General features: G+C 61.4%; 20 protein-coding genes. 9 read left to right on the forward strand and 11 right to left on the reverse strand.

The window, feature by feature from the left end; all coding sequences use genetic code 11:
- Positions 1 to 216: 216 nt before the first annotated feature.
- Positions 217 to 3,147 (reverse strand): DNA topoisomerase III, encoded by a 2,931-nt coding sequence (locus tag QB898_RS04520; protein ID WP_279523975.1) that lies wholly within the window; start codon positions 3,145 to 3,147, stop codon positions 217 to 219.
- A gap of 149 nt (positions 3,148 to 3,296) precedes the next feature.
- Between QB898_RS04520 and QB898_RS04525 the strand changes: the two genes are divergently transcribed.
- From QB898_RS04525 to QB898_RS04540, 4 genes are all read left to right on the forward strand, one after another.
- Positions 3,297 to 4,136: a biotin--[acetyl-CoA-carboxylase] ligase gene (locus QB898_RS04525; RefSeq protein WP_279523976.1), complete on the forward strand. Its 840-nt coding sequence runs from the start codon at positions 3,297 to 3,299 to the stop codon at positions 4,134 to 4,136.
- A 4-nt stretch (positions 4,137 to 4,140) separates the two neighbouring features.
- Complete coding sequence (locus QB898_RS04530; RefSeq protein ID WP_279523977.1) at positions 4,141 to 5,019, forward strand: SPOR domain-containing protein; 879 nt, start codon at positions 4,141 to 4,143, stop codon at positions 5,017 to 5,019.
- A gap of 477 nt (positions 5,020 to 5,496) precedes the next feature.
- Positions 5,497 to 7,992, forward strand: coding sequence for a UvrD-helicase domain-containing protein (locus tag QB898_RS04535; protein WP_279523978.1), 2,496 nt, complete (start codon positions 5,497 to 5,499; stop codon positions 7,990 to 7,992).
- Positions 7,993 to 8,288: 296 nt separating this feature from the next.
- Positions 8,289 to 8,558, forward strand: a complete 270-nt coding sequence (locus QB898_RS04540) for a hypothetical protein (protein WP_279523980.1) — start codon at positions 8,289 to 8,291, stop codon at positions 8,556 to 8,558.
- 218 nt (positions 8,559 to 8,776) lie between these two features.
- Here the strand turns inward: QB898_RS04540 and QB898_RS04545 are convergent, their stop codons facing one another.
- Together QB898_RS04545 and QB898_RS04550 are read right to left on the reverse strand one after the other, a co-directional pair.
- A complete protein-coding gene (locus tag QB898_RS04545) occupies positions 8,777 to 9,748 on the reverse strand; it encodes a hypothetical protein (RefSeq protein ID WP_279523981.1) in 972 nt (323 codons plus the stop codon).
- A gap of 99 nt (positions 9,749 to 9,847) precedes the next feature.
- Complete coding sequence (locus QB898_RS04550) at positions 9,848 to 10,372, reverse strand: phenylacetic acid degradation protein (RefSeq protein WP_279523982.1); 525 nt, start codon at positions 10,370 to 10,372, stop codon at positions 9,848 to 9,850.
- Positions 10,373 to 10,406: 34 nt separating this feature from the next.
- Here QB898_RS04550 and QB898_RS04555 point away from each other — a divergent pair, with 34 nt between their 5' ends.
- The 5 genes from QB898_RS04555 to QB898_RS04575 all read left to right on the forward strand — a co-directional run bounded on the left by QB898_RS04555 (position 10,407) and on the right by QB898_RS04575 (position 14,871).
- Positions 10,407 to 10,919, forward strand: coding sequence for an NUDIX hydrolase (locus QB898_RS04555; RefSeq protein ID WP_279523983.1), 513 nt, complete (start codon positions 10,407 to 10,409; stop codon positions 10,917 to 10,919).
- Positions 10,920 to 10,951: 32 nt separating this feature from the next.
- The gene (gene mnmA / locus QB898_RS04560; protein ID WP_279523984.1) at positions 10,952 to 12,061 is read left to right on the forward strand and encodes a tRNA 2-thiouridine(34) synthase MnmA; all 1,110 of its coding nucleotides are present in this window, start codon (positions 10,952 to 10,954) and stop codon (positions 12,059 to 12,061) included.
- Positions 12,062 to 12,339: 278 nt separating this feature from the next.
- Positions 12,340 to 12,897 carry a nitroreductase family protein gene (locus QB898_RS04565; protein ID WP_102283663.1) on the forward strand — a complete coding sequence of 186 codons (558 nt, stop codon included), beginning with the start codon at positions 12,340 to 12,342 and terminating at the stop codon, positions 12,895 to 12,897.
- Positions 12,898 to 13,021: 124 nt separating this feature from the next.
- On the forward strand, positions 13,022 to 14,215 hold the full coding sequence (locus tag QB898_RS04570) for a phosphoglycerate kinase (protein WP_279523985.1): 1,194 nt from the start codon (positions 13,022 to 13,024) through the stop codon (positions 14,213 to 14,215).
- A gap of 428 nt (positions 14,216 to 14,643) precedes the next feature.
- Positions 14,644 to 14,871, forward strand: a complete 228-nt coding sequence (locus QB898_RS04575; protein WP_279523986.1) for a hypothetical protein — start codon at positions 14,644 to 14,646, stop codon at positions 14,869 to 14,871.
- Positions 14,872 to 15,259: 388 nt separating this feature from the next.
- Here QB898_RS04575 and aroB read toward each other — a convergent pair whose 3' ends face one another.
- The 8 genes from aroB to QB898_RS04615 all read right to left on the reverse strand — a co-directional run bounded on the left by aroB (position 15,260) and on the right by QB898_RS04615 (position 24,272).
- Entirely contained in the window at positions 15,260 to 16,375 is a 1,116-nt protein-coding gene (aroB, locus tag QB898_RS04580; RefSeq protein WP_279523987.1) for a 3-dehydroquinate synthase, read from the reverse strand.
- 191 nt (positions 16,376 to 16,566) lie between these two features.
- Positions 16,567 to 17,109 (reverse strand): shikimate kinase, encoded by a 543-nt coding sequence (locus tag QB898_RS04585; RefSeq protein WP_428982729.1) that lies wholly within the window; start codon positions 17,107 to 17,109, stop codon positions 16,567 to 16,569.
- Entirely contained in the window at positions 17,106 to 19,208 is a 2,103-nt protein-coding gene (locus QB898_RS04590) for an Ig-like domain-containing protein (protein ID WP_279523988.1), read from the reverse strand. Before QB898_RS04590 ends, QB898_RS04585 begins: the two co-directional genes overlap by 4 nt.
- Before the next feature lie 20 nt (positions 19,209 to 19,228).
- Entirely contained in the window at positions 19,229 to 21,373 is a 2,145-nt protein-coding gene (locus QB898_RS04595) for a type IV pilus secretin PilQ (RefSeq protein ID WP_428982730.1), read from the reverse strand.
- A complete protein-coding gene (locus QB898_RS04600) occupies positions 21,370 to 21,918 on the reverse strand; it encodes a pilus assembly protein PilP (RefSeq protein WP_050715048.1) in 549 nt (182 codons plus the stop codon). Before QB898_RS04600 ends, QB898_RS04595 begins: the two co-directional genes overlap by 4 nt.
- Positions 21,915 to 22,595 (reverse strand): type IV pilus inner membrane component PilO, encoded by a 681-nt coding sequence (locus QB898_RS04605; RefSeq protein WP_050715049.1) that lies wholly within the window; start codon positions 22,593 to 22,595, stop codon positions 21,915 to 21,917. Before QB898_RS04605 ends, QB898_RS04600 begins: the two co-directional genes overlap by 4 nt.
- A 13-nt stretch (positions 22,596 to 22,608) precedes the next feature.
- A complete protein-coding gene (locus tag QB898_RS04610; RefSeq protein WP_050715050.1) occupies positions 22,609 to 23,196 on the reverse strand; it encodes a PilN domain-containing protein in 588 nt (195 codons plus the stop codon).
- On the reverse strand, positions 23,193 to 24,272 hold the full coding sequence (locus QB898_RS04615) for a type IV pilus assembly protein PilM (protein ID WP_279524005.1): 1,080 nt from the start codon (positions 24,270 to 24,272) through the stop codon (positions 23,193 to 23,195). The genes QB898_RS04610 and QB898_RS04615 overlap by 4 nt, the downstream gene beginning before the upstream one ends.
- Positions 24,273 to 24,309: the final 37 nt, after the last annotated feature.

Below are 24,309 nucleotides of genomic sequence, written 5' to 3' on the forward strand. Positions count from 1 at the left end.
CGCAGGCAAGGCCCAAGCCATGCCACAGAGGCGCGCCAGTCCGGGGCAGCACGCTGGCCGCTTTATTTTTGAGAGCGGATTCAAGCCCTCAAAAACCGCCGCCATCGCACATTCCAGTAAGACCTGACGCTATTAGATAAATAGCAAAAAAACCAAGGGCTTTCGGAGCAGTGCAGCGGCTGGGGGCCTGCCCACGGCCAGATTGCGGGCAGGCGCTCAGGACAAGTGCTTGCCCGCGATGCCCGCGAGCTTGAACATGCCGATGCGGTCGGCTTCAAACAGGGGGCGCAGCTTTTCGTCGGCGATGAGGGTGCGCTTGTCTTGGGGGTCTTGCAGGTTGTGGGCCTTGATGTAGTCCCAGAGTTTTTGCATGACTTCGCCGCGCCCGAAGGGGCCGGGGCCGATGACGGCGGCCAGCGCCGCGCTGGGCTGGAGGCTGCCGGCGCGCGGGGTTTTTTTCTTTTCGGCGGCGGCTTTCGTGGTGGTTTTGGCAGCTGTTTTTGCAGCGGGTTTTGCCGCGCTGGCGGCGGGCGCGGCGCGGCTGTAGGCCGGGCGCGCGCGCGCGCCTTCGCGCGGCTCGAATTCAAAAATCACCTTGCCATCGCCGGCGCTCCAGGCCAGGCGGGCGGCAAAGGGGCGGCGGGTGCGGTTGCTGATGAATTTGTCGAGCAGGTCGGTTTTGCCCGTTTGCAGCAGCTTGCCCATTTGCTCGGCGCTGATGGGCTGCTGAAGGATGGTTTGGCCGCTTTTGAAGTCGCAACTGGCGGGGGCGGCGCTGGTGGCCACGGATTTTTCGCACACGTAGTTTTTGCCCAGCAGCTTGACGGCGCTGCCGCAGCGCGGACAGGGGCCCAGGCTGGGCTGGGCGGCCAGCTCTTGCGCGGCCTGGGGGGTTTCTTCGGCAGGGGCGCTGTCGCCAAAGTCGAATTCCAGCTTGTAGCGGCCGGGCGCTTCGGCGTCTTCGGCCAGCGTGAGTTCGGCGGTGAAGGGCCAGCCGGCCTTGCTGCGAAAGCCTTCGAGCGGGCCGATGCGCCTTTGGGCCAGCAGCGCCTCGGCTTCGGGCACGCTCAGGGTGCGGCCTGCGGGCGTTTTGGTGATGGAAAAGCCGCAGCCCTGGCCCGCTTGGCCGCCTGCGGCCTGGCCCGTGCAGGCGTAGCGGCGGTAGTTTTCCTTGATCTGGCCGCCGCAGTTGGGGCAGGCGGCGGTGAGCGTGGCGTAGTCGCCGGGCACGCTGTCGCGGTTGAATTCCTTGGCTTTGGCGACGATGCGGGCGGTCATGTCCGCGATTTCGCGCATGAAGTCGGCGCGGGCGAGCTGGCCGCGCTCCATGCGGGCGAGCTTGGCTTCCCATTCGCCGGTGAGCTGCGGGCGGCTGAGTTCTTCCACTTGCAGGCCGCGCAGCAGGGTCATGAGCTGGGTGGCCTTGGCGGTGGGCACGAGTTCGCGGCCTTCGCGCAGCATGTATTTTTCGGTGAGCAGGCCCTCGATGATGGCCGCGCGCGTGGCGGGCGTGCCCAGGCCTTTTTCCTGCATGGCGGCGCGCAGCTCTTCGTCGTCGATGAGCTTGCCCGCGCCTTCCATGGCGCCCAGCAGCGTGGCTTCGCTGTAGCGCGCGGGCGGGCGGGTTTGCAGCGCGCGGATGTCCACGGCTTCATTGCGCACCATCTCGCCAGCGGCCACGGGCACGAGCGATTTGGCGGCGGCTTCGCCTTTTTGGCCCGCTGCCTGGCTTTCGGCTTCGGCCTCTTTGCCGTAGATGGCCAGCCAGCCGGGCTTGACGAGCACTTTGCCGTCGCTGCGGAAGTGGTGATGCGCGCCCGCGTGCGTGGCGGTGGTGATGCGCGTGGTGATGAGGTATTCGGCGCTGGGGAAGAACACCGCCATGAAGCGGCGCGCCACCAGGTCGTAGAGCTTTTGCTCCGCTTCCGAGAGCGCGCCGGGCGCTTGCAGCGTGGGGATGATGGCGAAGTGGTCGCTCACCTTCGCGTTGTCAAAAATGCGCTTGCTGGCGCGCACCCAGCCTTGCGCCAGCGCCGTTTGCGCGTGCCCGGCCAGGTGAGGCATGGCGCTGGCGGCGAGCATCTCGAAAGTCTGGCGGGCCACGGGCAGATAGTCTTCGGGCAGCCAGCGCGAGTCGGTGCGGGGGTAGGTGAGCGCCTTGTGCTTTTCATAAAGCGACTGCGCCAGCGCCAGCGTGGTTTTGGCTGAAAAGCCGAAGCGCCCGTTGGCCTCGCGCTGAAGCGAAGTCAGGTCAAACAGCAGCGGGCTGGCTTGCGTGCTGGGCTTGCTTTCTTCGCGCACGCTGCACGCCTGCCCGCGCACGGCGGCGGCAATGCGGGCGGCTTCGTCGGCGCTCCAGAGGCGCTCGGGGCGCTTTTCGGCATCTTGCGGGTCTTTTTTCCAGTCGGGGTCAAACCAGCGGCCCTGGTAGCTGCCCGCCTGCGCCAGAAAAGTGGCGTGCACTTCCCAGTAGTCGCGCGGCACGTGCTTGCGGATTTGCTCCTCGCGATCGACCACGATGGCCAGCGTGGGCGTTTGCACGCGGCCCACGGTGGTGAGGAAAAAGCCGCCGCCTTGCGAGTTGAAGGCCGTCATGGCGCGCGTGCCGTTGATGCCCACCAGCCAGTCGGCCTCGCTGCGGCTGCGGGCGGCATCGGCCAGGCCCTGCATCTGCGCGTCGCTGCGCAGGCGGCCAAAGCCCTCGCGTATGGCCTGCGGCGTCATGCTTTGCAGCCACAGCCGCTCCACGGGCTTGGGCGCGTGCTTGCCGTCAAACGCATATTGCGCAATCAGGCGGAAGATGAGTTCGCCCTCGCGCCCCGCGTCGCAGGCGTTCACCAGGCGGCCCACGTCCTTGCGGCGCGCCTGTTTCACCACGGCGGCCAGGCGCGATTTGGTCTTTTCCACGGGCTTGAGGTCAAAGTGCGGCGGAATCACCGGCAGGTGCGCGAAGCTCCATTTGCCGCGCTTGACATCAAATGCTTCCGGCGCCTGGATTTCCAGCAAGTGGCCCACGGCGCTCGTGACCACGTACTGCTCGTTTTCAAAATGGTCTTCGTGCTTGTCGAAGCGGCCCGCCACGGGCGCAAGCGCCCGCACGATGTCTTGCGCCACAGAGGGCTTTTCGGCAATGACCAGGGTTTTCATGCTTTTACAATCCGTTGCTTCGCGTGCGCACGCCCTCGCGCGCACATGAGTTCAAGATAGCAAAAAACGCCCCGCCGCCCGCGCGGGCTGTGACGGGCGCCCTTCCTGCCCCGCTCTCTTTTTTCTCCATCCCGTTTTCCTCTGCGCGCATGACTGCCATCAGCCCCTTGCGCTGGCCTGCCGAAGCCTTGTGGCAGGCCATCGACCCCATCCTGCCCGGCTTCACGGTTGAAGTGCTGCCGCAAATCGACTCCACCAGCAGTGAACTCATGCGCCGCGCGCGCGCCGGGCTGGCCGCGCCCACGCTGCTGGTGGCCGAAGAGCAAACGGCGGGCCACGGCCGCATGGGGCGCGGCTGGCGCAGCAGCGGCCAGGCCTCGCTCACCTTCTCGCTGGGGCTGGCGCTCAATCCGGCCGACTGGCAGGGCCTGTCGCTGGCTGCCGGGCTGGCCGTGGCCGAAAGCCTGCACGAAGGCATTGCGCTGAAGTGGCCCAATGACTTGTGGCAGCAAGGCCGCAAGCTGGGCGGCATCCTCATCGAAACCACCGCGCTGCCGGGCGGAGCCGACGCGGGCGGGGCCGGGCGCTATGTGGTCATCGGCATCGGCCTGAACATCGCGCCTGCGCAGCAAGTCTTGCAGGCCCTGACTCACGAGCCGGATGCGCCAGACGCGCCCGCCGTCAGCGGCGTGCCGCCCGCCTGGCTGCAATCGCTTCTGCCCGGCATCACCGCCCCGGCTGCGCTGGAGCGCGTGGCGCTGCCGCTGGTGCGCGCCGTGCAAGCCTTTGCCCACGTGGGCTTTGCGCCCTTTGAGGCGCGCTTTGCGGCGCGCGACGCGCTGGCAGGCCAGACCGTGCGCCTGTCTGACGGCACGCAAGGCCAGGCCGAAGGCGTGGACGCCACGGGCGCCCTGCGCGTGCGCACGGCAGCGGGCGTGCAGCGCATCACCAGCGGCGAAATCAGCGTGCGGCTGGCCACGGGGGCCTGAAGCCATGCTGCGCTGGATCGTCGCCCTGCTGCTGGCTGCCAACCTGGCCTGGCTGGCCTGGGCGCAAGGCTGGCTGCGCCCCATTGGCTTTGGCCCCCAGCGCCAGGGCGAGCCGGAGCGCGTGGCCGGGCAATGGAAACCGGAAGCCCTGCGTGTGGATGGCGCTTCCCCCACGAATGCCAGCGCCGCGCCCGCTGCGCCTGCCGCCCCAGCCGCGCCAGAAGGCGGCGGCCAAACGGCCCCCGCGCCCGAAACCAGCAGCGGCCCTGACGCGCAAGCCTCGCATGCGCCCGCCGCGCCGGATGAAGCGGATGAAGCGCCGCCCGGGCATGCGCCCGCTGATGCCGCACCCGCAGATGCCGCGCCCGCTGCGGAGCCGCCCGGCGCGCCAGCGCCAGAAACGCCGCCCGCTCCCGCCGCCAAGGCCCCGCCGTCCGTTTGCCTGCAAGCGGGCGCTTTCACCGAAGCCCAGGCCGACGCCTTGCGCCGCGCCGCCGCTGCCTTGCCCGCCGGTTCATGGCAGCTGCACGCCGTGCAATTGCCCAGCCGCTGGATGGTCTATACCGGCAAGCTCGCCAGCGCCGAAGCCGCCGCCGCGCGCCGCCGCGAACTGAACGCCCGGGGCATCGACACCGACCGCCCCGGCGCGGCGCTGGAGCCGGGCCTGTCGCTGGGCCGCTTTTCCAGCGAAGACAGCGCCAACCGCGCCGTTGCCGATTTCGCCCGCCGGGGCATCAGCGGCCTGCGCGTGGTGCGCGAGCGGCGCGACACCCCGGCCTACCTGCTGCGCCTGCCGGCAGCCGATGCCGCCCTGCGCGAAAAACTGGCCCGGCCATCGCTGCGCCAGGCCCTGGCAGGCAAGCCGCTGCGTCCTTGCGACTGAGCCTGCCAGGCTCCGGCGGCCAGACGGCTTGGGCGCCCGCTCGAGAACCGCCCGGCAGAGGCCGCGCGCCGCGATGAACCAGGCGCAGGCCGCCCATGAACCCGTTTGAGCATGGAGAACGTGGTGCTTGCAGGGCGTTATTTAGCTCCTTTATCAATAGCGTTATGTCCTAGTGCAATCAGCGCAAGGCGGCTTTTTTGACCCTTGAATTAGCTCCTTTTTTTGATTTAAAAGAAGCTCCTGCCGCATCCGCCTTGGGCGGGGCTTGAGGCGCAGACGCGCCCGAATCCAGCGCCCGGGCCGCCTTCCCTGTCTCATGGGCTGGCTCCGTGAACAGCCCTTGGGAGCGGCATCCGGCAAGCCTGGCTTCATGTCCCAACCGGCGTTCGGGCCTGGCAGGGGCCGAACCAGTAGTCATGCCCGCTTGCCGTGTCTCTTCCCCCGCCTGCCAGAAGGCGATTTCTACAATTCGCGCCCATGCCTGCCGCCCCGGATTCCGAAGCCCCCGCCGCCCTTGCCGTTCTCACGCCCGCCGCCTTTGCCGCCGCGCGCGGGCAGGCGGCCCACGCGTTGCTGGAGGGGCTGAATGCCGAGCAGCGCGCCGCTGTCACTCTGCCGGCAGAACACGCGCTCATTCTGGCCGGGGCCGGTTCGGGCAAGACGCGGGTGCTGACCACGCGCATTGCCTGGCTGTTGCAGACGGGGCAGGTGTCGCCCGGCGGCGTGCTGGCCGTGACGTTTACCAACAAGGCTGCGCGCGAGATGCAGGCGCGTCTGGCGGCCATGCTGCCGCTGAATGCGCGGGGCATGTGGATGGGCACGTTTCACGGGCTGGCCAACCGGCTTTTGCGCACGCACTGGAAGGCGGCGGGGCTGCCGCAGTCGTTTCAGGTGCTGGATGTGCAGGATCAGCTTGCCGCCATCAAGCGCCTGTGCAAGCAGTTCAACGTGGATGAGGAGCGCTGGCCTGCCAGGCAGCTGCAATGGTTCATCAACGGCTGCAAGGAAGAGGGCTTGCGCCCGCCCGATGTGCCGGTGAAAGACGCCGACAGCCGCCGCAAGGTGGAGCTGTACGAGCTGTATGAGCAGCAGTGCCAGCGCGAGGGCGTGGCCGACTTTGGCGAGCTGATGCTGCGCAGCTACGAGCTGCTGCGCGACCATGCCGATTTGCGCGGGCATTACCGCCAGCGCTTTGCGCACATCCTGATTGACGAGTTTCAGGACACCAACCGGCTGCAATACGCGTGGATCAAGATGCTGGCGGGCCTGCCGCAAGCCGGCGCGCATCCGGGCGAGCCTTCGCCAGAGCGCACGGGCGGGACCATCATGGCCGTGGGCGATGACGACCAGAGCATCTACGCCTTTCGCGGCGCGCGCGTGGGCAACATGGCCGATTTCGTGCGCGAGTTCGGCGTGCGTCACCAAATCAAGCTGGAGCAGAACTACCGCAGCCACGGCCACATCCTGCACGCGGCCAATTTGCTCATCAGCCACAACCAGCGCCGCCTGGGCAAAAACCTGCGCACTGCGCTGGGCGCGGGCGAGCCGGTGCGCGTGCTGCAAGCGCCCAGCGACTTTGCCGAGGCCGAATGGGTGGTGGACGAAATCCGCCATCTCGTGCGCGAAGGCGGCCTGCCGCGCCAGCAAATCGCCGTGCTCTACCGCAGCAACGCGCAAAGCCGCGCCATCGAGTCGCAGCTGTTCAACGCGGGCGTGCCCTACCGCGTGTATGGCGGCCTGCGCTTTTTCGAGCGCGCCGAAATCAAGCACGCGCTGGCCTGGCTGCGCCTGCTGCTCAACCCGGCAGACGACACGAGCTTTTTGCGCGTGGTCAATTTCCCGCCGCGCGGCATTGGCGCGCGCACGCTGGAGCAGCTGCAAGACGCCGCGCGCGCCGCGCATGCCCCGCTGCATCAGGCTGTGCCCGCGCTGACGGGCCGCGCCCGGGCGAACCTGGCCGCCTTCACCGGCCTGATTGCCACGCTGCGCCAGCAGGCCCAGGGCCAAACGCTCGATCAAGTGGTGGAGCTGGTGGTGGAAGGCAGCGGCCTGGCCGATCACTACCGCGCCGAAAAAGACGGCCAGGAGCGCCTGGAAAACCTGCAAGAGCTGGCCAGCGCCGCCCAGGCCTTCGCCCAGCAGGAGGGCTTTGGCCGCGACGCCGTGGCGCTGCCCCCTGCCGCGCCGCAGATGGATGCAGGCATGGAAGCGGGACTGCCAGCGGAAATGGATGCGCAAGCCGCGCCCGCCAGCGAACCGGCGGCAGGCGAGCCGCCGCTGGCCGCCTTTCTCACCCACGCCGCGCTGGAAGCGGGCGACAACCAGGCGCAGGCCGGGCAAGACGCCGTGCAGCTGATGACCGTGCACGCCAGCAAGGGGCTGGAGTTCGAGGCCGTGTTCATCACCGGCCTGGAAGAAGGCATCTTCCCGCACGACAACGCGCAAGCCAGCCCCGACGGGCTGGAAGAAGAGCGCCGCCTGATGTACGTGGCCATCACCCGCGCGCGCCAGCGCCTGTATCTCAGCCACGCGCAAGTGCGCATGCTCCACGGGCAAACCCGCTACAACGTGCGCAGCCGCTTTCTGGACGAAATGCCCGATGAAGCGCTCAAGTGGCTCACACCCAAAAACCCGGGCCGCAGCCTGGCCGAAGACGAAACCTTCGGCAGCGCAGGCCGCCGCTTTGGCCTGAATGCCGGCCCGAATGCAGGCCTGAACGCCGGTTTGGGCGAACGCGCCTGGCGGCCCATGCCTGACGCCGCCCGCGCCGCCGCCCTGCCCTCTGCCACCGCCAACACGCGCGAAGGCGCGCCCATCCGCGCGGGCATGCAGGTGTTTCACAACAAATTCGGTGAAGGCGCCGTGCTTGAAATTCAGGGCACGGCAGACGACGCCAAGGCCCGCATTGAATTCAAGCGCCACGGCGTGAAGCTGCTGGCCCTGGCGGTGGCCCAGCTCACGCCCCTGCCCTGAAGGGCCTGTTCAGCGCCTGGCCCGGAGCAACAGCGTGGCAGCAGCGCCTTTCGCGCTTGCGCCCGGCAAGGGCCTGCCGCAGCCCTGAAGACCGCTAAAAAGCATCAAAAACAAGAGCAAAAATAAAGAGTAGAAATACCTTTTCGCGCAGTTTTTACTAGGACATACTGCTATTGATAAAAGAGCGAAATAAGGCTTTCGATTCGGCCTGCTTGGCCTGCGCGCATGGGGTTTGCGCCGCTTGGCGGGCTGCGCATGGCCTGCATGCGTTTCATCGAACGGGAGGAAAACGCATCATGAAAAACGCCGATTGGCCCTCCCGGCTGTTTGATGCCGCCCTGGCCGCCTTTTTCGGCGCGCTGCCGGGGCTGCTGTGCTTCTGGCTTTATGGCTTGCGCATGTCTCACGCGCTGCTCTTGCGCGCGGCGGACTCTGTGGGCATGCTGATTTCGGCCCTGCAGGACATTGAGCGCCTGCGCCTGCCTGGCGGCCGGTCAGGTTTGGGGTGGACGCTGCTTGCGCTGGCCGTGTGGACCGGCGCGCTCTGGCTTGCCGCGCCAAGTTGAGGCAGGCCGCCCGAGGCCGGGCTTTTCGCGCCTGCGCGCAGATTTTGGGCAGGCGATTTAAAAAAGAGGAGCGAATCCAGAAGATCAAAAACGGCTTTCGCGCCCTTTTCACTAGGACATCCTGCTATTGTTTGTGGAGCAAGAAAAGCCGGTCGATCGGTTGCCGCTTTTAGTTTCTCCCGGCCCCTTGCCGCCGCCTGGCCGGTTGCGGCGGTTGGTCAGCAATTGCAGCGGCGGGCGGCGTTTTTGCGTTTGGCGCGGCGCGGCGGCTTGCTGGCTTTGGGCGGCAAGACTTGCTCGGCCTGGGCAGGCTCTGCGGCGCGGGGCGCTTCAATGCGCTCTTTGCGCTCGATCACCTGTTGCGCTTGCTGCGGCTCGGGCGCAGGCTCTTCCTTCTTGGCAGGCGCTTGCGCGGCGTCTGCCTCCGGGGCCGGACGGGCGGGTTCGGCGGGCGGCGGCGCAGGTTCAGTCACGCGCGGGGCGGGCGCGTAGGGGAAGGGGGGCACGGCCAGTGCGCCGCTGGCGGCGGCGGCCTGGGCGGCGCGGGCCAGCTGGCGCGACCATTCCACGCCGGCATGGCCCGCGTTCAGAAAGTCGTCGTTGGAGCGCGTGACGGCTTCCAGCAGCGAAGGCTCCAGCAATGCGTGCACTTCGAGCAGTTGCTGGCCGTCGGGCACGCGCGCGGCCACCCAGGCGGCGGGCGGCGGGGTGAGGCCGCGCTGGCCCAGCCAGGCCCACAGCGCCGGGTTTTGGCGCTCCAGGTAGTGGTCAAACAGGGCGTCGCGCCGCATGCGCAGGCAGTTTTTGCTGGCCCGGCCTGACGCGCCGCCGGGCACGCGCAGGCTTTCCAGCGCGGTGCAGCCCGCGCTTTGCGCCGGGGCCGCTTGCACGATGACCAGCGCCAGCCAGCGCCCTTCGGCGTCGCGCAGCCCCACGGCGCGCGTGGCGGCGCGGGCCACGGGCACGGGCATTTCGCCTGCCAGCCACGGGGCGTTTTCAGCACCCAGATCGCGCCACTGCCCCACGCTGGCGGGGTAAACGGTGATGCGCGGCGCGGCGCTGGCGGCGGAGCTGGCGCTGCCTTGCGCCGTGGCGGGCGTGGCGTGGCTGGCCGCGCGGTGGGCGCATCCGGCAGCGGCCAGGGCGGCAATGAGTGACAGGCCAAGGCAGAGGCGGTGGACGTGTTTCATGGAGTCGGGAGCCTTTTCAGGAAGGGAGGTGGGAGAAGCGGCAGCTTCAAAAAAGAGAGCGGGTTGCGCTGATTGGGCGGGGGCTTGCGGGCGATTTCATCATGAACGCTGCTGCTGGAAAAAGCGCTCCACGGCTTCGATCAGCGCCTGCTGGTTCACATTGGCCTGGCCGCCCGCCGTGCGCGCGGCCACGTCTTGCATGAGCGCCAGCAGCGTCTGGCGGTGGTAGGCGGTGAATTTGCCGCTGCTTTTTTGCAGCACGGCGGGCACTTCCGGCGTGGCCAGCGGGTGTGCGCGCAGCAGGTGGGCGCTGGCCAGCCACAAGTCTTGCGCGTCTTTTTCCTGCATGCCCAGGTGCTGCGCCAGCAGCGCTTGCGTGGCGGCGCGGCGCTCTTCGGTCTGCGGCCCGGCGCATTCGGCCACGGCCAGCGCCAGCACGCCGGCCACGTCCACGGGGTGCTCCAGCGCGTAAAGGGGCGAGAGGCTGACTTTCTTTTTCCAGGCGCGGCGGCGAAAGAAGGTGAGCGGGTTGAGCCAGCCTACGTCGATGCCCAGGCGTTTGAGTCCCTCGGCCACAAAAATCAGGGCCGTCAAAAGGCCCAGCAGCTGCATCAGCAATCCCATGAAAACTCCCTGAAAAAAGATAATCGGCGGCCTGATGAATACCCACGACACCCAGCCCCACGATGCCCGCGCGCCGCGCTGGAAGCCCAGCGTCACCGTGGCCGCCGTGATCGAACGCGAAGGCCGCTACTTGCTGGTGGAGGAGCATACCCGCGCGGGTCTGCGCCTGAACACGCCCGCCGGCCATCTGGAGCCAGGCGAAACGCCCCAGCAAGGCGCCGTGCGCGAGGCGCTGGAAGAAACCGGCCACCTTTTTGCGCCGCAGGCGCTGCTGGGCATTTACCTGGCCGCCTCGCCGGATGCGCAAGGCGTGCCCACCACCTGGGTGCGCCTGGCTTTTTGCGGCACGGCGCAGGCGCTGGATCCGCTGCCCGCGCTGGACGAAGGCATCGTGCGCGCCTTGTGGATGACGCCTGATGAAATCGCCGCCACGCAGCAGCGCCACCGCAGCCCGCTGGTGTGGCGCTGCGTGCGGGACCACTTGCGCGGCCAGCGCCTGCCGCTGGATGCCATTTACACCGACGCCACTGCGCTGCGCCTGCCTTGAAGCGCCGTTTCAGCCGCTATTCGATTTCTGTCATGTCCCGCACCCATCACCGTGTTGTCGTCGGCCTTTCCGGCGGCGTGGATTCCGCCGTCACCGCCTGGCTGCTCAAGCAGGCCGGGCACGAAGTCATTGGCATCTTCATGAAAAACTGGGAAGACGACGATGACAGCGAGCACTGCACCAGCCGCCAGGACTTTCTGGACGCCGCCGCCGTGGCCGACGTGATCGGCATCGACATCGAGCACGTCAATTTCGCTGCCGAATACAAAGACCGCGTTTTTGCCGAATTCCTGCGCGAATACCAGGCCGGCCGCACGCCCAACCCTGACGTGCTGTGCAACGCCGAAATCAAGTTCAAGGCCTTTCTGGACCACGCCATGCGCCTGGGCGCCGAAAAAATCGCCACCGGCCACTATGCCCGCCAGCGCCTGAACCCCGCCACGGGCCGCCACGAGCTGCTCAAGGGCGCCGATCCGGCCAAAGACCAAAGCTACTTTCTGCACCGCCTCACGCAAGCGCAGCTTTCCCGCGCGCTCTTTCCCGTGGGCGATTTGCGCAAAAGCGACGTGCGCCGCATCGCCGCCGAAGCCGGGCTGCCCAACGCCAAAAAGAAAGACTCCACCGGCATTTGCTTCATCGGCGAGCGGCCCTTTCGCGAATTTCTGGGCCGCTACCTGCAAACACGCCCCGGCCCCATCAAGACGAGCCAGGGCCGCACCATCGGCCAGCACATGGGCCTGAGCTTCTACACCCTGGGCCAGCGGCAGGGCCTGGGCATCGGCGGCATCAAGGAAAAAGGCGCGCCGCGCGGCGGCGGCGACCACGCCCCCTGGTTTGTCGCCCGCAAGGACATGGCCGCCAACACCCTCTACGCCGTGCAGGGCCACGACCACCCCTGGCTGCTTTCCGAAAGCCTGACGTTCGGCGACGCTTCATGGATCGCTGGCGAGCCGCCCCCTTTGGCCGCTTTCTCTGCCAAAACCCGCTACCGCCAGCAAGACGCCGCCTGCACGCTGCAAGCGGGCAGCGCGCCAGACACCTTTTGCCTGCGCTTTGCCCAGCCCCAATGGGCCGTCACGCCCGGCCAAAGCGCCGTGCTGTATGACGGCCCGGTGTGCCTGGGCGGCGGCATCATCTTGTGAAGGGCCTTGCGGGCCGCCTCTCGCCTGCCAGATTTCATCAAAAAGAAGAGCAAATTCAAAGGGTGTGAAATACCGCTTTGCGCAATTTCCACTAGGACATATTGCTATTGATACAAGAGCGAAATAACGGCGCGCCAGCCGCCTTGCGCCGCCCCATGGCGGCTCGCTGCGGCCCCTGCTTCTTCCCCCTTTGCGGCCAGCCGCTTTTGCTGACGCCGCTGACACAATAAGCGGCCCATTCCCCAAACCCCAAAGCGTTTTTTCCAGGAGGCTTTCACATGACCCCCATTGAACTGCTGACCACCCGCCGCTCCGTCAAGAAACTGGGGCTGCCCGCGCCCAGCGCCGCGCACATTGAAAACATGCTGCAAGCGGCCACGCAAGTGCCTGACCACGGGCTGCTCACGCCCTGGCGCTTTGTGGTCATGGCTGGCGAAGCGGCGCAGGCGCGGCTGGAGCGCGCGCTGCTGCAAGCCGCGCAAACGCTGGGGCTGGGCGAGGAAGGCGAAGCCAAGGCCCGCCAGATCAGCCACATGGCCCCGCTGATGATTGGCGTGGTGGCCGCCCCGCGCCTGGAAAGCAGCCGCCCCAAGCCGGAGTGGGAGCAGCACCTGAGCGCGGCCTGCGCGGCCTATGCCATCCAGCTGGCGGCCAAGGCGCAAGGTTTTGACAACGCCTGGATCACCGGCCCCTGGGTGGGCAGCTCTCCGCTGCGCCAAGCCTTTGGCTGCGCCGCCACCGACAAGATCATTGCCCTGCTGGCCATTGGCACGGCCGCTGATCCGCTGGCCGGGCCGAAAAACACCGATCTGACCCGCTTCGTGCAGCACTGGTGAAAGCCCGCCCGCGCGCCTCTGCCATCGGCGTATCAGACATCAAAAAGACTGCCAGCGCCCGTGAACTGGGCGCTGGCAGCGATCATTTTCAAAGCGAACCGCCTCTTTTAAAGGACTCCATCCCATGCCAGTGCTGCGTTTTTCCGACCTCTGCGCCCAAGGCCGCGTCAAGGGCAAGCGCGTGTTCATCCGCTGCGACCTGAACGCGCCGCTGAACGAGGCGCGCGAAATCACCGAAGACACCCGCATCCGCGCCAGCGTGCCCGCCATCCGCATGGCGCTGGAGGCGGGTGCGGCCGTCATGGTCACTTCGCACCTGGGCCGCCCCAAGGAGGGCGAACTCACCGCCGCCGATTCGCTGGCCCCCATCGCCCGGCGGCTGGGCGAGCTGCTGGGCCGCGATGTGCCGCTGATCAGCAACTGGACCGATGGCGTGCAAGTGCAGCCCGGCCAGCTCGTGCTGCTGGAAAACTGCCGCGTGAACAAAGGCGAGAAAAAAAACGACGAAGCGCTGGCCCGCAAGATGGCCGCGCTGTGCGACATCTACGTGAATGACGCCTTCGGCACCGCCCACCGCGCCGAGGCCACCACCTACGGCATCGCGCAATTTGCCCCCGTGGCCTGCGCCGGGCCGCTGCTGGCCGCCGAGATGGATGCCATTGCCCGCGCGCTGGCCCAGCCGCGCCGCCCGCTGGCGGCCATCGTGGGCGGCAGCAAAGTCAGCACCAAGCTCACCATCCTCAAGGCGCTGGCGCAAAAGGTGGATCAGCTCATCGTCGGCGGCGGCATTGCCAACACGTTCATGCTGGCAGCGGGCCTGCCCATTGGCAAAAGCCTGGCCGAGCCAGACCTGGCAGACGAAGCCCGCGCCGTCATGGCCGAGATGAAGGCGCGCGGCGCCGAAGTGCCCATTCCCGCCGATGTCGTCACCGCCAAAACCTTCAGCGCCGACGCCCAGGCTGAAACCAAGCGCGCGCAGGATGTGGCTGAAGACGATTTGATTCTGGACATTGGCCCCGAGACCGCACAAAAACTGGCCGCGCAGCTCAAGGCCGCCGGCACCATTGTGTGGAACGGCCCCGTGGGCGTGTTCGAGCTGCCCGCGTTTGAAAACGGCACCCGCTGCATTGCCCAGGCCATCGCCAGCAGCAGCGCTTTCAGCATTGCCGGCGGCGGCGACACGCTGGCGGCCATCGCCAAATACGGCATAGCGCCAGACGTGGGCTACATCTCCACAGGCGGCGGCGCCTTTCTGGAAATGCTGGAAGGCAAAACCCTGCCCGCCATCGAAATCCTGCAAAAGCGTGCCACGGCCTGAAAACCCGCTCACGAAAACCTGATCGCAGTCTGGTCAGCAGGACGGAAGGCAAGGCAGCGTGCTTCCGCACCACCGGCAAGCGGCTTATTTCGCTTCTCTATTCATAGCATGAGGTCCTGCTGGAAACTGCGGGAAACGACATTTCCGCCCCTTGAATTTGCTCCTGTTTTTGATGCAATCTGCGCCCGAGACGGCGCAAGCCAGAGGGTTTCAGCCTTGGCGCAGTTTCCGGCATTTGTCCAGGACGCCGCCAATGAGCAGGCGCTGATTGATTCGCCATCGTGCGTACACACCTGCAACAGTGCCGGGATGAAAACAAGGCGCCCAGAGCATCGGGCACTGCCTGAATGAGCGCCAGATTCACGCTTGCGCCTCAGGAAGCTCCGCTCCCCGCTGGCTTTCACCTTACGCCAGGGCAGACGCACAACTTGGAGAGCGCCGACGCATTCCGACCGGGCGAGCAGGGCAAAACGGTTATTGCCGACAAGGCTTGTGACGTGCGCAGCAGAGTCATTGGAACCTTGCTGACTACAGGCACGGAAGTGGTTCCATCGTGCGGCAAAGAGCAGCGTGAAGACGACGTGGATCTTTACAAGGCACACCACGCCATCGAGAACTTCTTTGAACCTGTTCAGAGTCTGCCCGTGAGGGGGTGAACGTGCGGATCAGGATGGGCCGAAAGGCGCAAACCGCAGATGGGCCTCGCAGCCCGCCAAGGATTTGCAACGCTACAGGCTGCCCAGGTCTGCGCTTTCCGCTCCCACAGGCAAACCTCTTGAACAGGCTCTTTGCACGCCTGAAGCAGCGGCGGATCACTGTCACTCGCTACGACAAAGCATCTCGCAACCAACTGCCTCGGCGTTATTCATCTCGTTTCCGCCATCAGTTGGATGATGTGATGGAACGATTCAGGGCATTCCGCCATGAATAAAACAGCAAGATGCCGTATGTGGCGGTGTGTTCGCATGCAACCTTCACTGCCCACGCCTTGCGCGCCTGATGCGCTCCTGCCGCCTCTTTCGGGCGGGCTTTGAACAGAGCCATTCAAGCTGGCGCAGCGCAACAGCGGTCAATGACCCGCCTCACCAGCGCGTCTGGCGCACCGCGCACGATGGCTTGGCCGAGGCCATCGACCAACACAAAGCGGATTTCGCCCGCCAACGTTTTCTTGTCCAGCCGCATCAACTCCAGATAGCGGCCTGCGTTATCGGCGGCATTCAGCACGGGGCCGTGCACGGGCAGGCTCGCTGCCGCGATGATCGCTGTCAGGCGCTGAACAAAGGCTGCATCCGCCAAGCCCAGCTCCTGCGAAAGCATGGCCGCCATGACCATGCCCGCGCCCACGGCCTCGCCATGCAGCCACGCGCCGTAGCCCATGCCAGCCTCAATGGCATGGCCAAAGGTATGTCCGAAATTGAGAATGGCGCGCAAACCCGCCTCCCGCTCGTCAGCGCCCACCACTTGCGCCTTGATTTCACAGCTGCGCCTGACAGCATGGGCCAGCGCCTGCGGCTCGCAGGCGCGCAATGCGGGCAGATGCGCCTCGACCCAATCAAGGAAAGCCATGTCGGCAATCGGGCCATATTTGATGACTTCAGCCAGACCAGCGGAAAGCTCGCGCGCAGGCAGGGTCTTGATTGCATCCAGATCGCACACAACCCTTTGCGGCTGATAGAACGCGCCAATCATGTTTTTGCCCAGCGGGTGGTTGATGGCCGTTTTCCCACCCACAGACGAGTCCACCTGCGCCAGCAGCGTAGTTGGCACCTGCACGAAAGGCACGCCACGCATATAGCAGGCTGCGGCAAAGCCTGTGATGTCGCCTACCACGCCGCCGCCCAAAGCGTAAAGCGTAGTTTTGCGGTCTGCCCCTTGTTGAAGCAAGGCGTCAAAAATCAGGTTCAGCGTTTGCCAATTCTTGTAAGCCTCGCCATCAGGCAGCGCCAGGATTTGCACACTGGCATGGCGGCCAGATAGCGTCTGCGCCAGCCTGCGGGCATACAGTGGCGCTACTGTTTCATTACTCACGATCAGCGCGCGCCCATTGCCTGCCGCTTCTGGCGCCGCGCCAAATGCATCAGCGCAATCAAGCAGCCCTGCGCCAATCAGAATGGAATAACTGCGCTCACCCAGCGCAATAGAAACATGCTGCGTATTCATGCCAAGTCTTCTTCATAAAGGCAGGCACAGAAATTCCGGCTTGCCAATAAACTGCTGCAACAATACAAGGTCAAAATAATGGATAAATAGAATTTATATTATTTGAAAATCAATGACGGTCACGTATTCGGGGCCAGTAGTCTGGCTTCCATTTTCACGATAATTATTGCGTGGCATGTAAATAAATCGCTTCAGCCAGTCTCACTGCCTGGCAATGATTTACACGTCAAATCCAGTTGCATCATCACCCGGCTCACCAGCAAAGCTGGCGAAGAGCCGCAAGCGTCAAACGTGAAATCAGCCACTTCCTTGTACAGCGGCTCGCGCTCTTCATATAAATCCTGCAAGCGCGCCATGGGATCTGCCACTTGTAGCAGAGGCCGCTTTGTGTCGTTTCGCAATCGCCTCATCAACTGTTCCGGTGAAGCGCGCAAATACACCACCACTCCTCGTTCGCGCATTCGCTGGCGGTTTTCGCTTCGAAGCACTGCGCCGCCTCCCGTGGCCAACACGCAGCTCCCCTGCATGGTCAATTCATCAATCACTCGTTCTTCAAAATCTCTGAACGTTTTTTCTCCTTCACGTGCAAAAAATGCTCTGATCGTCTCACCCAGGCGGGACTCAATAACCTGATCAGAATCAAAAAAAGGCAACTCACGCCTTCGCGCAAGTTGCCTCCCAATCGTTGACTTGCCAGAACCTGGCAAGCCAACGAGTATCACTCGCTCCATCATGGAGTTGGAGTTGGAGTTGGAGTTGGAGTTGGAGTTGGAGTTGGAGTTGGAGTTGGAGTTGGAGTTGGAGTTGGAGTTGGAGTCGGAGTTGGTGTCGGAGTTGGTGTCGGAGTCGGACACGAGGCACCTTCGCGGCCATATGGACTAATCATGCCTGGAGCTGATTTGTCTTTGCTATTCACATCAGACGCTGCCGCTGGCAAGAACTGCCCTGGCGTCGCATTGCGGGTTTCAGACCCTCCTACCTGCGCCGAAGCAACGACTCGCATGCTTGCCCAATGCGCATAGCGCTTTGCATATTGCATATAGAAATAGGCGAATCCATTTTCATCAGTCGTTACTGTTATGGTATTGCCACCATTGGCTGTTGTTGTTCCATCGGCTTTGGCCGGGATCAAACTGACTACAAAACCTGGCTTCAAGCCAGCAGGATCCGACACCAGGTTTGCTTCTCCGGGATCCCTGATTCCATTGAAGTTAATGTCTTCATTGGGATGATAATTGGGTGGGTAAGGTGCCCAAACGCTTCCATTCCAACAGCGCACGCCTGTCGCATATTCAAATGGTTCAGCGCGCAACGTGACGGGCAATGACGATTGAGCGGCACCCGCCGAGTTCGTGACATAAACAGTATGCAGCTTACGATATTGGGTATCTCCATTGGTGGACTCAATGACTGTGCTTTCACCCAAAGCAATAGAAAGACCATCACCGCCAACTGTCAGTGTTGCATCACCTTTTACGGTATTCGCGCCATCTCCACCCAAAGCAGCGCGAATTTTTACTTGATCAGATCCCGTGCTACGAGGGCCAGCATAAAAAGTATTTTTCGCACGGCCTTGCTCATTGGTTTTAACCGAAGTCGCCGCCAAACGTCCACCGCTCAAATCTGCCAGTATGGTGAAATACACTGGCATATTAGCCACCGGATTTCCCTGATCATCCAGCAGTAATGCATCAATAACGGCTGAATTGCCAGAAGTTGCTGCACTTGTTTGAATGGCATTAGGATTAGCCTGAACAATCAAACGAGTAGGCGAGAGGGCCATAAATTGAGCAGACAAGGTTCCAATACCTTGGAGGCTGCCAGAAGTCACTTCTGCTTTAATGCTCGTCGTACCCGCATCAGTTGAAAGCACGTACCCTTCCGCATAACCAGCGGCATTGGTTGTAATTACCTTTGATGAAACAACAGGGACAGTATTAGGGTCAGGTGTGCAAACAGTGGCGCCCGCATCAACAATACATCCTCGCGTCGTACTGAAAAGTACCTTTGTTCCCGCTGCAACGGGCGACTGGTTGCCATCCATCACACGAACGACAACCCGGTTGGCCTGGTTCAAGTGCCAATAAGGCGACTCCGTGGTCAATTGAATAACAGCGCTACCAACAGATATATCCAGATAACGCGATGTATTTTCGGCATTCAGGCCGTCCGCAACCAGGCGAACACTTCCTGCAGCCGTGGGCTTGTATTTGAACGTCGCAATGCCGTTGCTTCCTGTCTGAACGGAAGCCACTTGGGCCTGCGATCCGCCTTGCTGGGCGGTGATGGTTACGCCAGCATTGGATACAGTTTCTCCGGCCGCGTCACGAACATTGACTGTGTATTCACCTTCCTGATTGACACCCAATGAGGTATCACCACTCAAAGCCACCGTCGTGCCTTCGACTTTGAGATCGATTTTCTTACTGGCGCCTTTGGCCGCCACCGTCACGCCAAATGAACGATTCAAGGCGTTATCTGTCTTGGGCGGAGTCAGTTCCGCCGTCGCGACCCCTTTATCGTTTGTCGTTGTCACGGGACTCAATGAGCCATATTCCGTCTTGAACGCCACAGGAAAATTGGGAATGGCAACGTTACCGGAATCTTTGACAATGGCCGTAATCGTAATGGCTGCGCCTGCCCCTCCCGTCGGGATCGACGCTGCGCTGGAATACACATCCACGCTGCTGGCCGAACGGGCAGTCGTACCACCGCCAGAATTGTTGTCCCGCGGATTGGTTCCAGGATCCCCCCCGCCGCCGCCACAGGCCGCAACCAGCATGGCTACGCCAGCGCATGCGATCGCATGCCTCAGAAAATGCAAATGCTTCATCTCATGTTGCTCCAAAAAAATTATCGAAGGGCAGTTTGATCAGAAATAATCTTTGGCGTTATAAACACCAGTATCTCTTCCTTCCGCGAGGAACGAGTGCGATTCTTGAACAGATTACCAACCACCGGAATATCACCCAGCAAAGGAACTTTGGCAACACTGTCCTTTTCCGTCAATTCAAATATACCGCCAATCACAACGGTGCCGCCATTCTCAACCAGCACCTGTGTTTTAACGCGTTTTGTATCAATTGACATTGCGCCTGCCACAACAGTTCCCGGGCTATCTTTATTAACAGCCAGATCCAGAATGATGCTGCCTTCTGGAGTAATTTGAGGAGTGACCTCCAGACTCAAGACGGCTTTCTTGAATTGAACGGATGTCGCACCATTCTGCGCAGACTCCTGATACGCGAATTCAGTACCTTGCTCAATAATCGCCTTTACCTGATTGGCGGTCACCACCCTCGGGCTTGAAACGACTTTGCCTTGCCCATCCGCTTCCATGGCCGACAGCTCAAGGTTCAGGAAGCGGTTAGCAGCCGCACTGAAAAGAGACAAGGCAAACGTAGCAGGAGCACTGCCATCAACAGCGCTGGCTGGCAAATTCAGGAATTGCGTTGTCGAAGTATTCAACATACTCGACTCCCCTTCCCCCGTCGTCGCGGAAACCGCGTTGTAGGAGCCTCCCAAAGCAACACGATTGCTGCCGCGCACCCTATAACCGGGATCGCCGCCGCGTACCCCTCGCAAATCGGACCCGCCCAATTTAACGCCAAGCGAACGGCCAAATGAATCGCTGGCTTCGACAATCCGGGCTTCAATCAACACCTGCCGCACCGCCACATCGAGCTTGGTGATCATTTCCTGAACTTGGGCCAAGCGCGACGGTATGTCAGAGACAAAAATCTGGTTGGTTCGAGGTTCAGCAATAACACTTCCTCGGTTACTCAAAATCCTTGATGTATTACCACCTTGAGTTCCGCTGCTTCGCGTCAACTGCTCAGCTATATCCGCAGCTTTTGCGTAATTCAATTGAAAAGATTGTGTGCGAAGCGGTTCCAAATCCTGTATGGCTGCTTGCGCTTCAAGCTCCGCTTTTTCTTTTGCGGCCAGCTCATCTTTCGGTGCAATCTGAAGCACGTTGCCGTTTTTCTTCATTCCCAGGCCCTTGGCCTGCAGAATAATGTCAAGCGCTTGATCCCATGGTACATCCTTCAGACGCAGCGTCACGTTGCCAGTCACGGAATCGGACGTCACCACATTGAAATTCGTAAAATCCGCAATAACTTGAAGCAGCGAACGAACTTCAATGTTTTGGAAATTCAGAGAAAGCTTTTCTCCGCGATAGCCCCCCCCCTGGGCCAATTTTCCATCATCAGTTTTCTGCTGACGAATTTCTACAACCAACTGATTATCGCTTTGATAGGCTGAATGTTCCCATTGTCCCTTAGGCTCAATTGTCATGCGCACGCGGTCTCCGCTCTGAACCGCGCTAATCATCTGAACCGGAGTACCAAAATCAGACACATCCAGCTTTCGGCGCAATCCTTCAGGAAGGCTGGTTTTCAGGAACTCCACAACCAGCTTGTCTCCCTGCTGACGAATATCGACCCCAACCTGATTGCTATCCAAATCAATAACAACCCTTCCCGCATTCTCCACGCCGCGTCTAAAGTCAATATTTTTCAGTGGAGCTACACTTGTATTTCTGCTTTCAGAAAAAACCGTGCTTCCTCCTTTCTCCGAAGACGCCGCTTCAGAAGCGGGTGCTAGCGACACCAGCAAAGAATTCCCATCAATCACAGACTTATAAGGTGTTGCCCGTTTAAGATTCAGAACAACGCGGGTTCGGTCATTTGCCTGAACAACATTGACTCCCTTTACATTGCCTTGATTGATGCCAACATTTGTATGTCCCATGCCATTACGAACGCCGGGGAAATCCAAGGCGATCCGTGCTGGCGATTGCACTGCAAAGCCATCGGGCACAGCCTTCAATGGTTCAGAGAAATCGATGCGAACCACATCAACCCCCCCTTGGATGGAGCTGGAAACCGCTTCAATTTGGGGATCGGCATATACCGCCGAGAAAAATCCCACCATTACGCTTGCAACAATTGCATCGCGCGCCGAATTTCTAATATACCGCATGACCTTGATCATTTATCGCTCTCCTGCAATTGCATTACTGTAATCTTCTCTATCCATTCGCCCAGAGAATCCTGGACAATTTCACGCAAAGTAATCTGCCCTTCATCAATAGCCATGATCTTTCCATAATCCTGACCAAGATGATTCCCCGGAACAACCTGATAAAGAAGATTGTCCACCTTTACCAACCCAACAATACGACCGCCTTTTGTCAAACTACCTACCATGACAATGGTGTCGAGAGGATAATTTTCTAAAGGTTCTTTAGCTCTCTTTTCTTCTGCCGCAATCAAAAGCGCTCCCGCATTCTGCGCTTTGTCTTTTTGCAAAGCCACCGTTAACCGACTCATATTGAATGGGTCTGCCGCTTCACTTTCCTTGTACTTGGCCGCCACAAACTGTTTAGGCTCGCTAATCGGCGTGACCTTTGGAACAACAGACCGTCGCTCCTGGTCCATCCATTGCCTCAACTCTTCCTGGTAGGAGGCTGCACATCCGACGACGCCCAGCACACACAAGGACAACAGACCAATAATTTCAGATTTTCTGACAATCATTTCTTGTCCTTCTTCTGTTTTGCCTGACGCTGAGCCTCTATTTCCTTTTCATCCAGATAACGGAAAGTCTTTGCAGTGGCCTCAAGCATCAATTCTCCCGTCCCGGAACCATTGTCTTTCGCAGGATTCATGGTTATATTATTAAGGGTAACGATTCGGGACAAATTCGCTACATCCGCAGCAAAGTTAGCTACATCATGGAATTTCCCCGACCCCTTGATAGAAATAGGCAGCTCCGCATAATAATCCTGAACCACGACTTGATTTGGACGAAACAAATTGACCTGCAATCCCCTGGCATACCCCGCCTGACTGATATCAGAGAGCAATGCATCCATTTCAGCCTCGCTTGGAAGCTGCCGCTCCAATAAGGCAACGTACTGTTGAACTTCTTCCAGCTGCTGCTTCAGCGCATCCAAGTTCACTGCCTTTGCAACTTTCGTTTTGTATTCTTGCCGCAGTGTTTCTTCTTTTTGACGCGCCTCATCAAGCTCCGCCATGACCTTCTGCACAAAGAAGAACCATACCACCGCCGCCGTCAGCACTACCACCAGCAGACACAACGCATATCGGGGAATTGCTGGCCATAGCCCCGGATCCCGCATGTCAAGATTCTGGAACTGGTCACCGATTCGTCCAATTGATTCATTGAGATTTTTTTTATCTTTCGCAGCCACTTGCTCACCTCAATCATTTGCCATTGGTTTCTGCCTTGCTTTCAGCGCTACCCAGCTGCGCACGGACCGTAAAGTTATAGACCCTGCGCTTGTCCGTCTTGCTCAATGACAAATCACCGGCCACCACTTCGATCAACTCAGGCTGCCTGACCCATTCTGTATTGCGCGTGAGGTTCCTCAGCAGTTCGGAAACGCGCTCACTCGATTGGGCAGCCCCCCCTATCAGCACGCTACGCCCCTCCTGTTTGATGGATTTAAGGTACATGCCTTCTGGCAGTTGCTGGACCAATTCATTGAACAAATGAACAGGGAGATTGCGATCCGCCTGCAAGGTCTCGACTGCCCGCTGCCTTGCCTTCAGCGCATCAATTTCATTTTGCAGATTGGCGATTTCCTTGATCTCGGCGTCCAGTTTCTGGTTTTCGCTAATCAGAAACTGATTTCGGCCCTCCTGCATTTCAATCTGGCCTTGATACCACATATAAATGACACCACCGATCGCTGCGCCAACGGCTGCTGAAACAAGCAGAGCCACATTAAAAGCCTGACGCGCCTTCTTGCGTGCAATTTCGCGGTGCGGAAGCAGGTTAATCAAAATCATGACGCAAGCCCCCTCAGCGCAAGCCCGCATGCCGTCAGATACGACGCAGCTTCTCTTGCCATTTTTCCTTTGTTGACGCTCCGGCTGATATTCATTCCATCAAATGGATTGACCACCTGACATTGAACAGAGGCGTGTTGCGCAATAGTTTCAGCCAAACCGGGCAACGATGCCGTTCCTCCCGCAAGAAAAATTGCATCCACACGGTTATGCGGCGTGCTGGTGAAAAAGAATTTCAGCGCTCGTTCAACTTCGATTGCCAGCGTTTCGACAAAAGGCTGCAACACGGCGCTTGCATAATCTTCAGGCAATTCGCCACTGCGCTTCTTGGCTTCTGCCTCTTCAAAAGTGAAACCGTATTGACGGACCAGCATTTGAGTCAGCTGTGCACCGCCAAAAACCTGATCACGCTCATAAATCAGCTCATCGTTGCGCAACACCTGCATCGACGCCAAGGTGGCGCCAATTTCAAATAAGGCAACCAGTGAGTCCCTGCCGCGACCGGGCAACCTCTCGATCAGACGATTGACCGCTATTCGCGACGCGTTGGTTTCCACGTCAATCACGATAGGTTCAAGCCCCGCAGCCTCCGCCAAGCCTCGGCAGTCTTCCACTTTTTCCTTGCGGGCGGCTGCGATCATGACGTCCACGTCGCCAGCCGAAGCCTGGCTAGGCCCTATGACGCAGAAGTCCAGGCTCACTTCATCCAGGGAGAAAGGGATGTACTGATTGGCTTCTGACTCAACATAGACCTCCAGCTCCCGCTCGCCCAGCCCTGCCGGAAGAACAATTTTCTTGGTGATGACCACCGAAGCAGGGAGGGCCATGGAAACGCGCTTGGCTTTGGTGCCGCTTTTGCGCACCACGCGCCGGACGGCCTCGACCACTTCATCGAATTTCTCGATGTTGCCGTCGGTGATCCAGCCGCGCTCAAGCGGCTCAATGGCGCAGTGCTCCAAAGAGAAAGAACCCGGGCGGCCTTGCGTCAGCTCAACCAGCTTGACGCTGGACGCACTGATGTCCAAGCCCGCCACCGGCGCAGACTTTGTGCTGATCAGGGAATCAAAAAAACTCAAGAGGACACCTCGTTGCTTTGTATTTCTGAAGGTGAAA

The sequence above is a fragment of the Ottowia cancrivicina genome (genome assembly GCF_029813755.1).
Lineage (GTDB): Bacteria > Pseudomonadota > Gammaproteobacteria > Burkholderiales > Burkholderiaceae_C > Ottowia > Ottowia massiliensis.

Excerpts from the sequence above, each read along its gene's own strand:
- QB898_RS04540 (WP_279523980.1), top strand. The coding sequence starts at position 8,289 with ATGAAAAACGCCGATTGGCCCTCCCGGCTGTTTGATGCCGCCCTGGCC.
- QB898_RS04525 (WP_279523976.1), top strand. The coding sequence starts at position 3,297 with ATGACTGCCATCAGCCCCTTGCGCTGGCCTGCCGAAGCCTTGTGGCAG.
- QB898_RS04595 (WP_428982730.1), bottom strand. The coding sequence starts at position 21,373 with ATGATCAAGGTCATGCGGTATATTAGAAATTCGGCGCGCGATGCAATT.
- QB898_RS04600 (WP_050715048.1), bottom strand. The coding sequence starts at position 21,918 with ATGATTGTCAGAAAATCTGAAATTATTGGTCTGTTGTCCTTGTGTGTG.
- QB898_RS04610 (WP_050715050.1), bottom strand. The coding sequence starts at position 23,196 with ATGATTTTGATTAACCTGCTTCCGCACCGCGAAATTGCACGCAAGAAG.
- QB898_RS04585 (WP_428982729.1), bottom strand. The coding sequence starts at position 17,109 with ATGATGGAGCGAGTGATACTCGTTGGCTTGCCAGGTTCTGGCAAGTCA.
- QB898_RS04530 (WP_279523977.1), top strand. The coding sequence starts at position 4,141 with ATGCTGCGCTGGATCGTCGCCCTGCTGCTGGCTGCCAACCTGGCCTGG.
- QB898_RS04545 (WP_279523981.1), bottom strand. The coding sequence starts at position 9,748 with ATGAAACACGTCCACCGCCTCTGCCTTGGCCTGTCACTCATTGCCGCC.
- QB898_RS04550 (WP_279523982.1), bottom strand. The coding sequence starts at position 10,372 with ATGGGATTGCTGATGCAGCTGCTGGGCCTTTTGACGGCCCTGATTTTT.
- QB898_RS04535 (WP_279523978.1), top strand. The coding sequence starts at position 5,497 with ATGCCTGCCGCCCCGGATTCCGAAGCCCCCGCCGCCCTTGCCGTTCTC.
- QB898_RS04520 (WP_279523975.1), bottom strand. The coding sequence starts at position 3,147 with ATGAAAACCCTGGTCATTGCCGAAAAGCCCTCTGTGGCGCAAGACATC.
- QB898_RS04555 (WP_279523983.1), top strand. The coding sequence starts at position 10,407 with ATGAATACCCACGACACCCAGCCCCACGATGCCCGCGCGCCGCGCTGG.
- QB898_RS04565 (WP_102283663.1), top strand. The coding sequence starts at position 12,340 with ATGACCCCCATTGAACTGCTGACCACCCGCCGCTCCGTCAAGAAACTG.
- QB898_RS04570 (WP_279523985.1), top strand. The coding sequence starts at position 13,022 with ATGCCAGTGCTGCGTTTTTCCGACCTCTGCGCCCAAGGCCGCGTCAAG.
- mnmA (WP_279523984.1), top strand. The coding sequence starts at position 10,952 with ATGTCCCGCACCCATCACCGTGTTGTCGTCGGCCTTTCCGGCGGCGTG.
- aroB (WP_279523987.1), bottom strand. The coding sequence starts at position 16,375 with ATGAATACGCAGCATGTTTCTATTGCGCTGGGTGAGCGCAGTTATTCC.
- QB898_RS04590 (WP_279523988.1), bottom strand. The coding sequence starts at position 19,208 with ATGAAGCATTTGCATTTTCTGAGGCATGCGATCGCATGCGCTGGCGTA.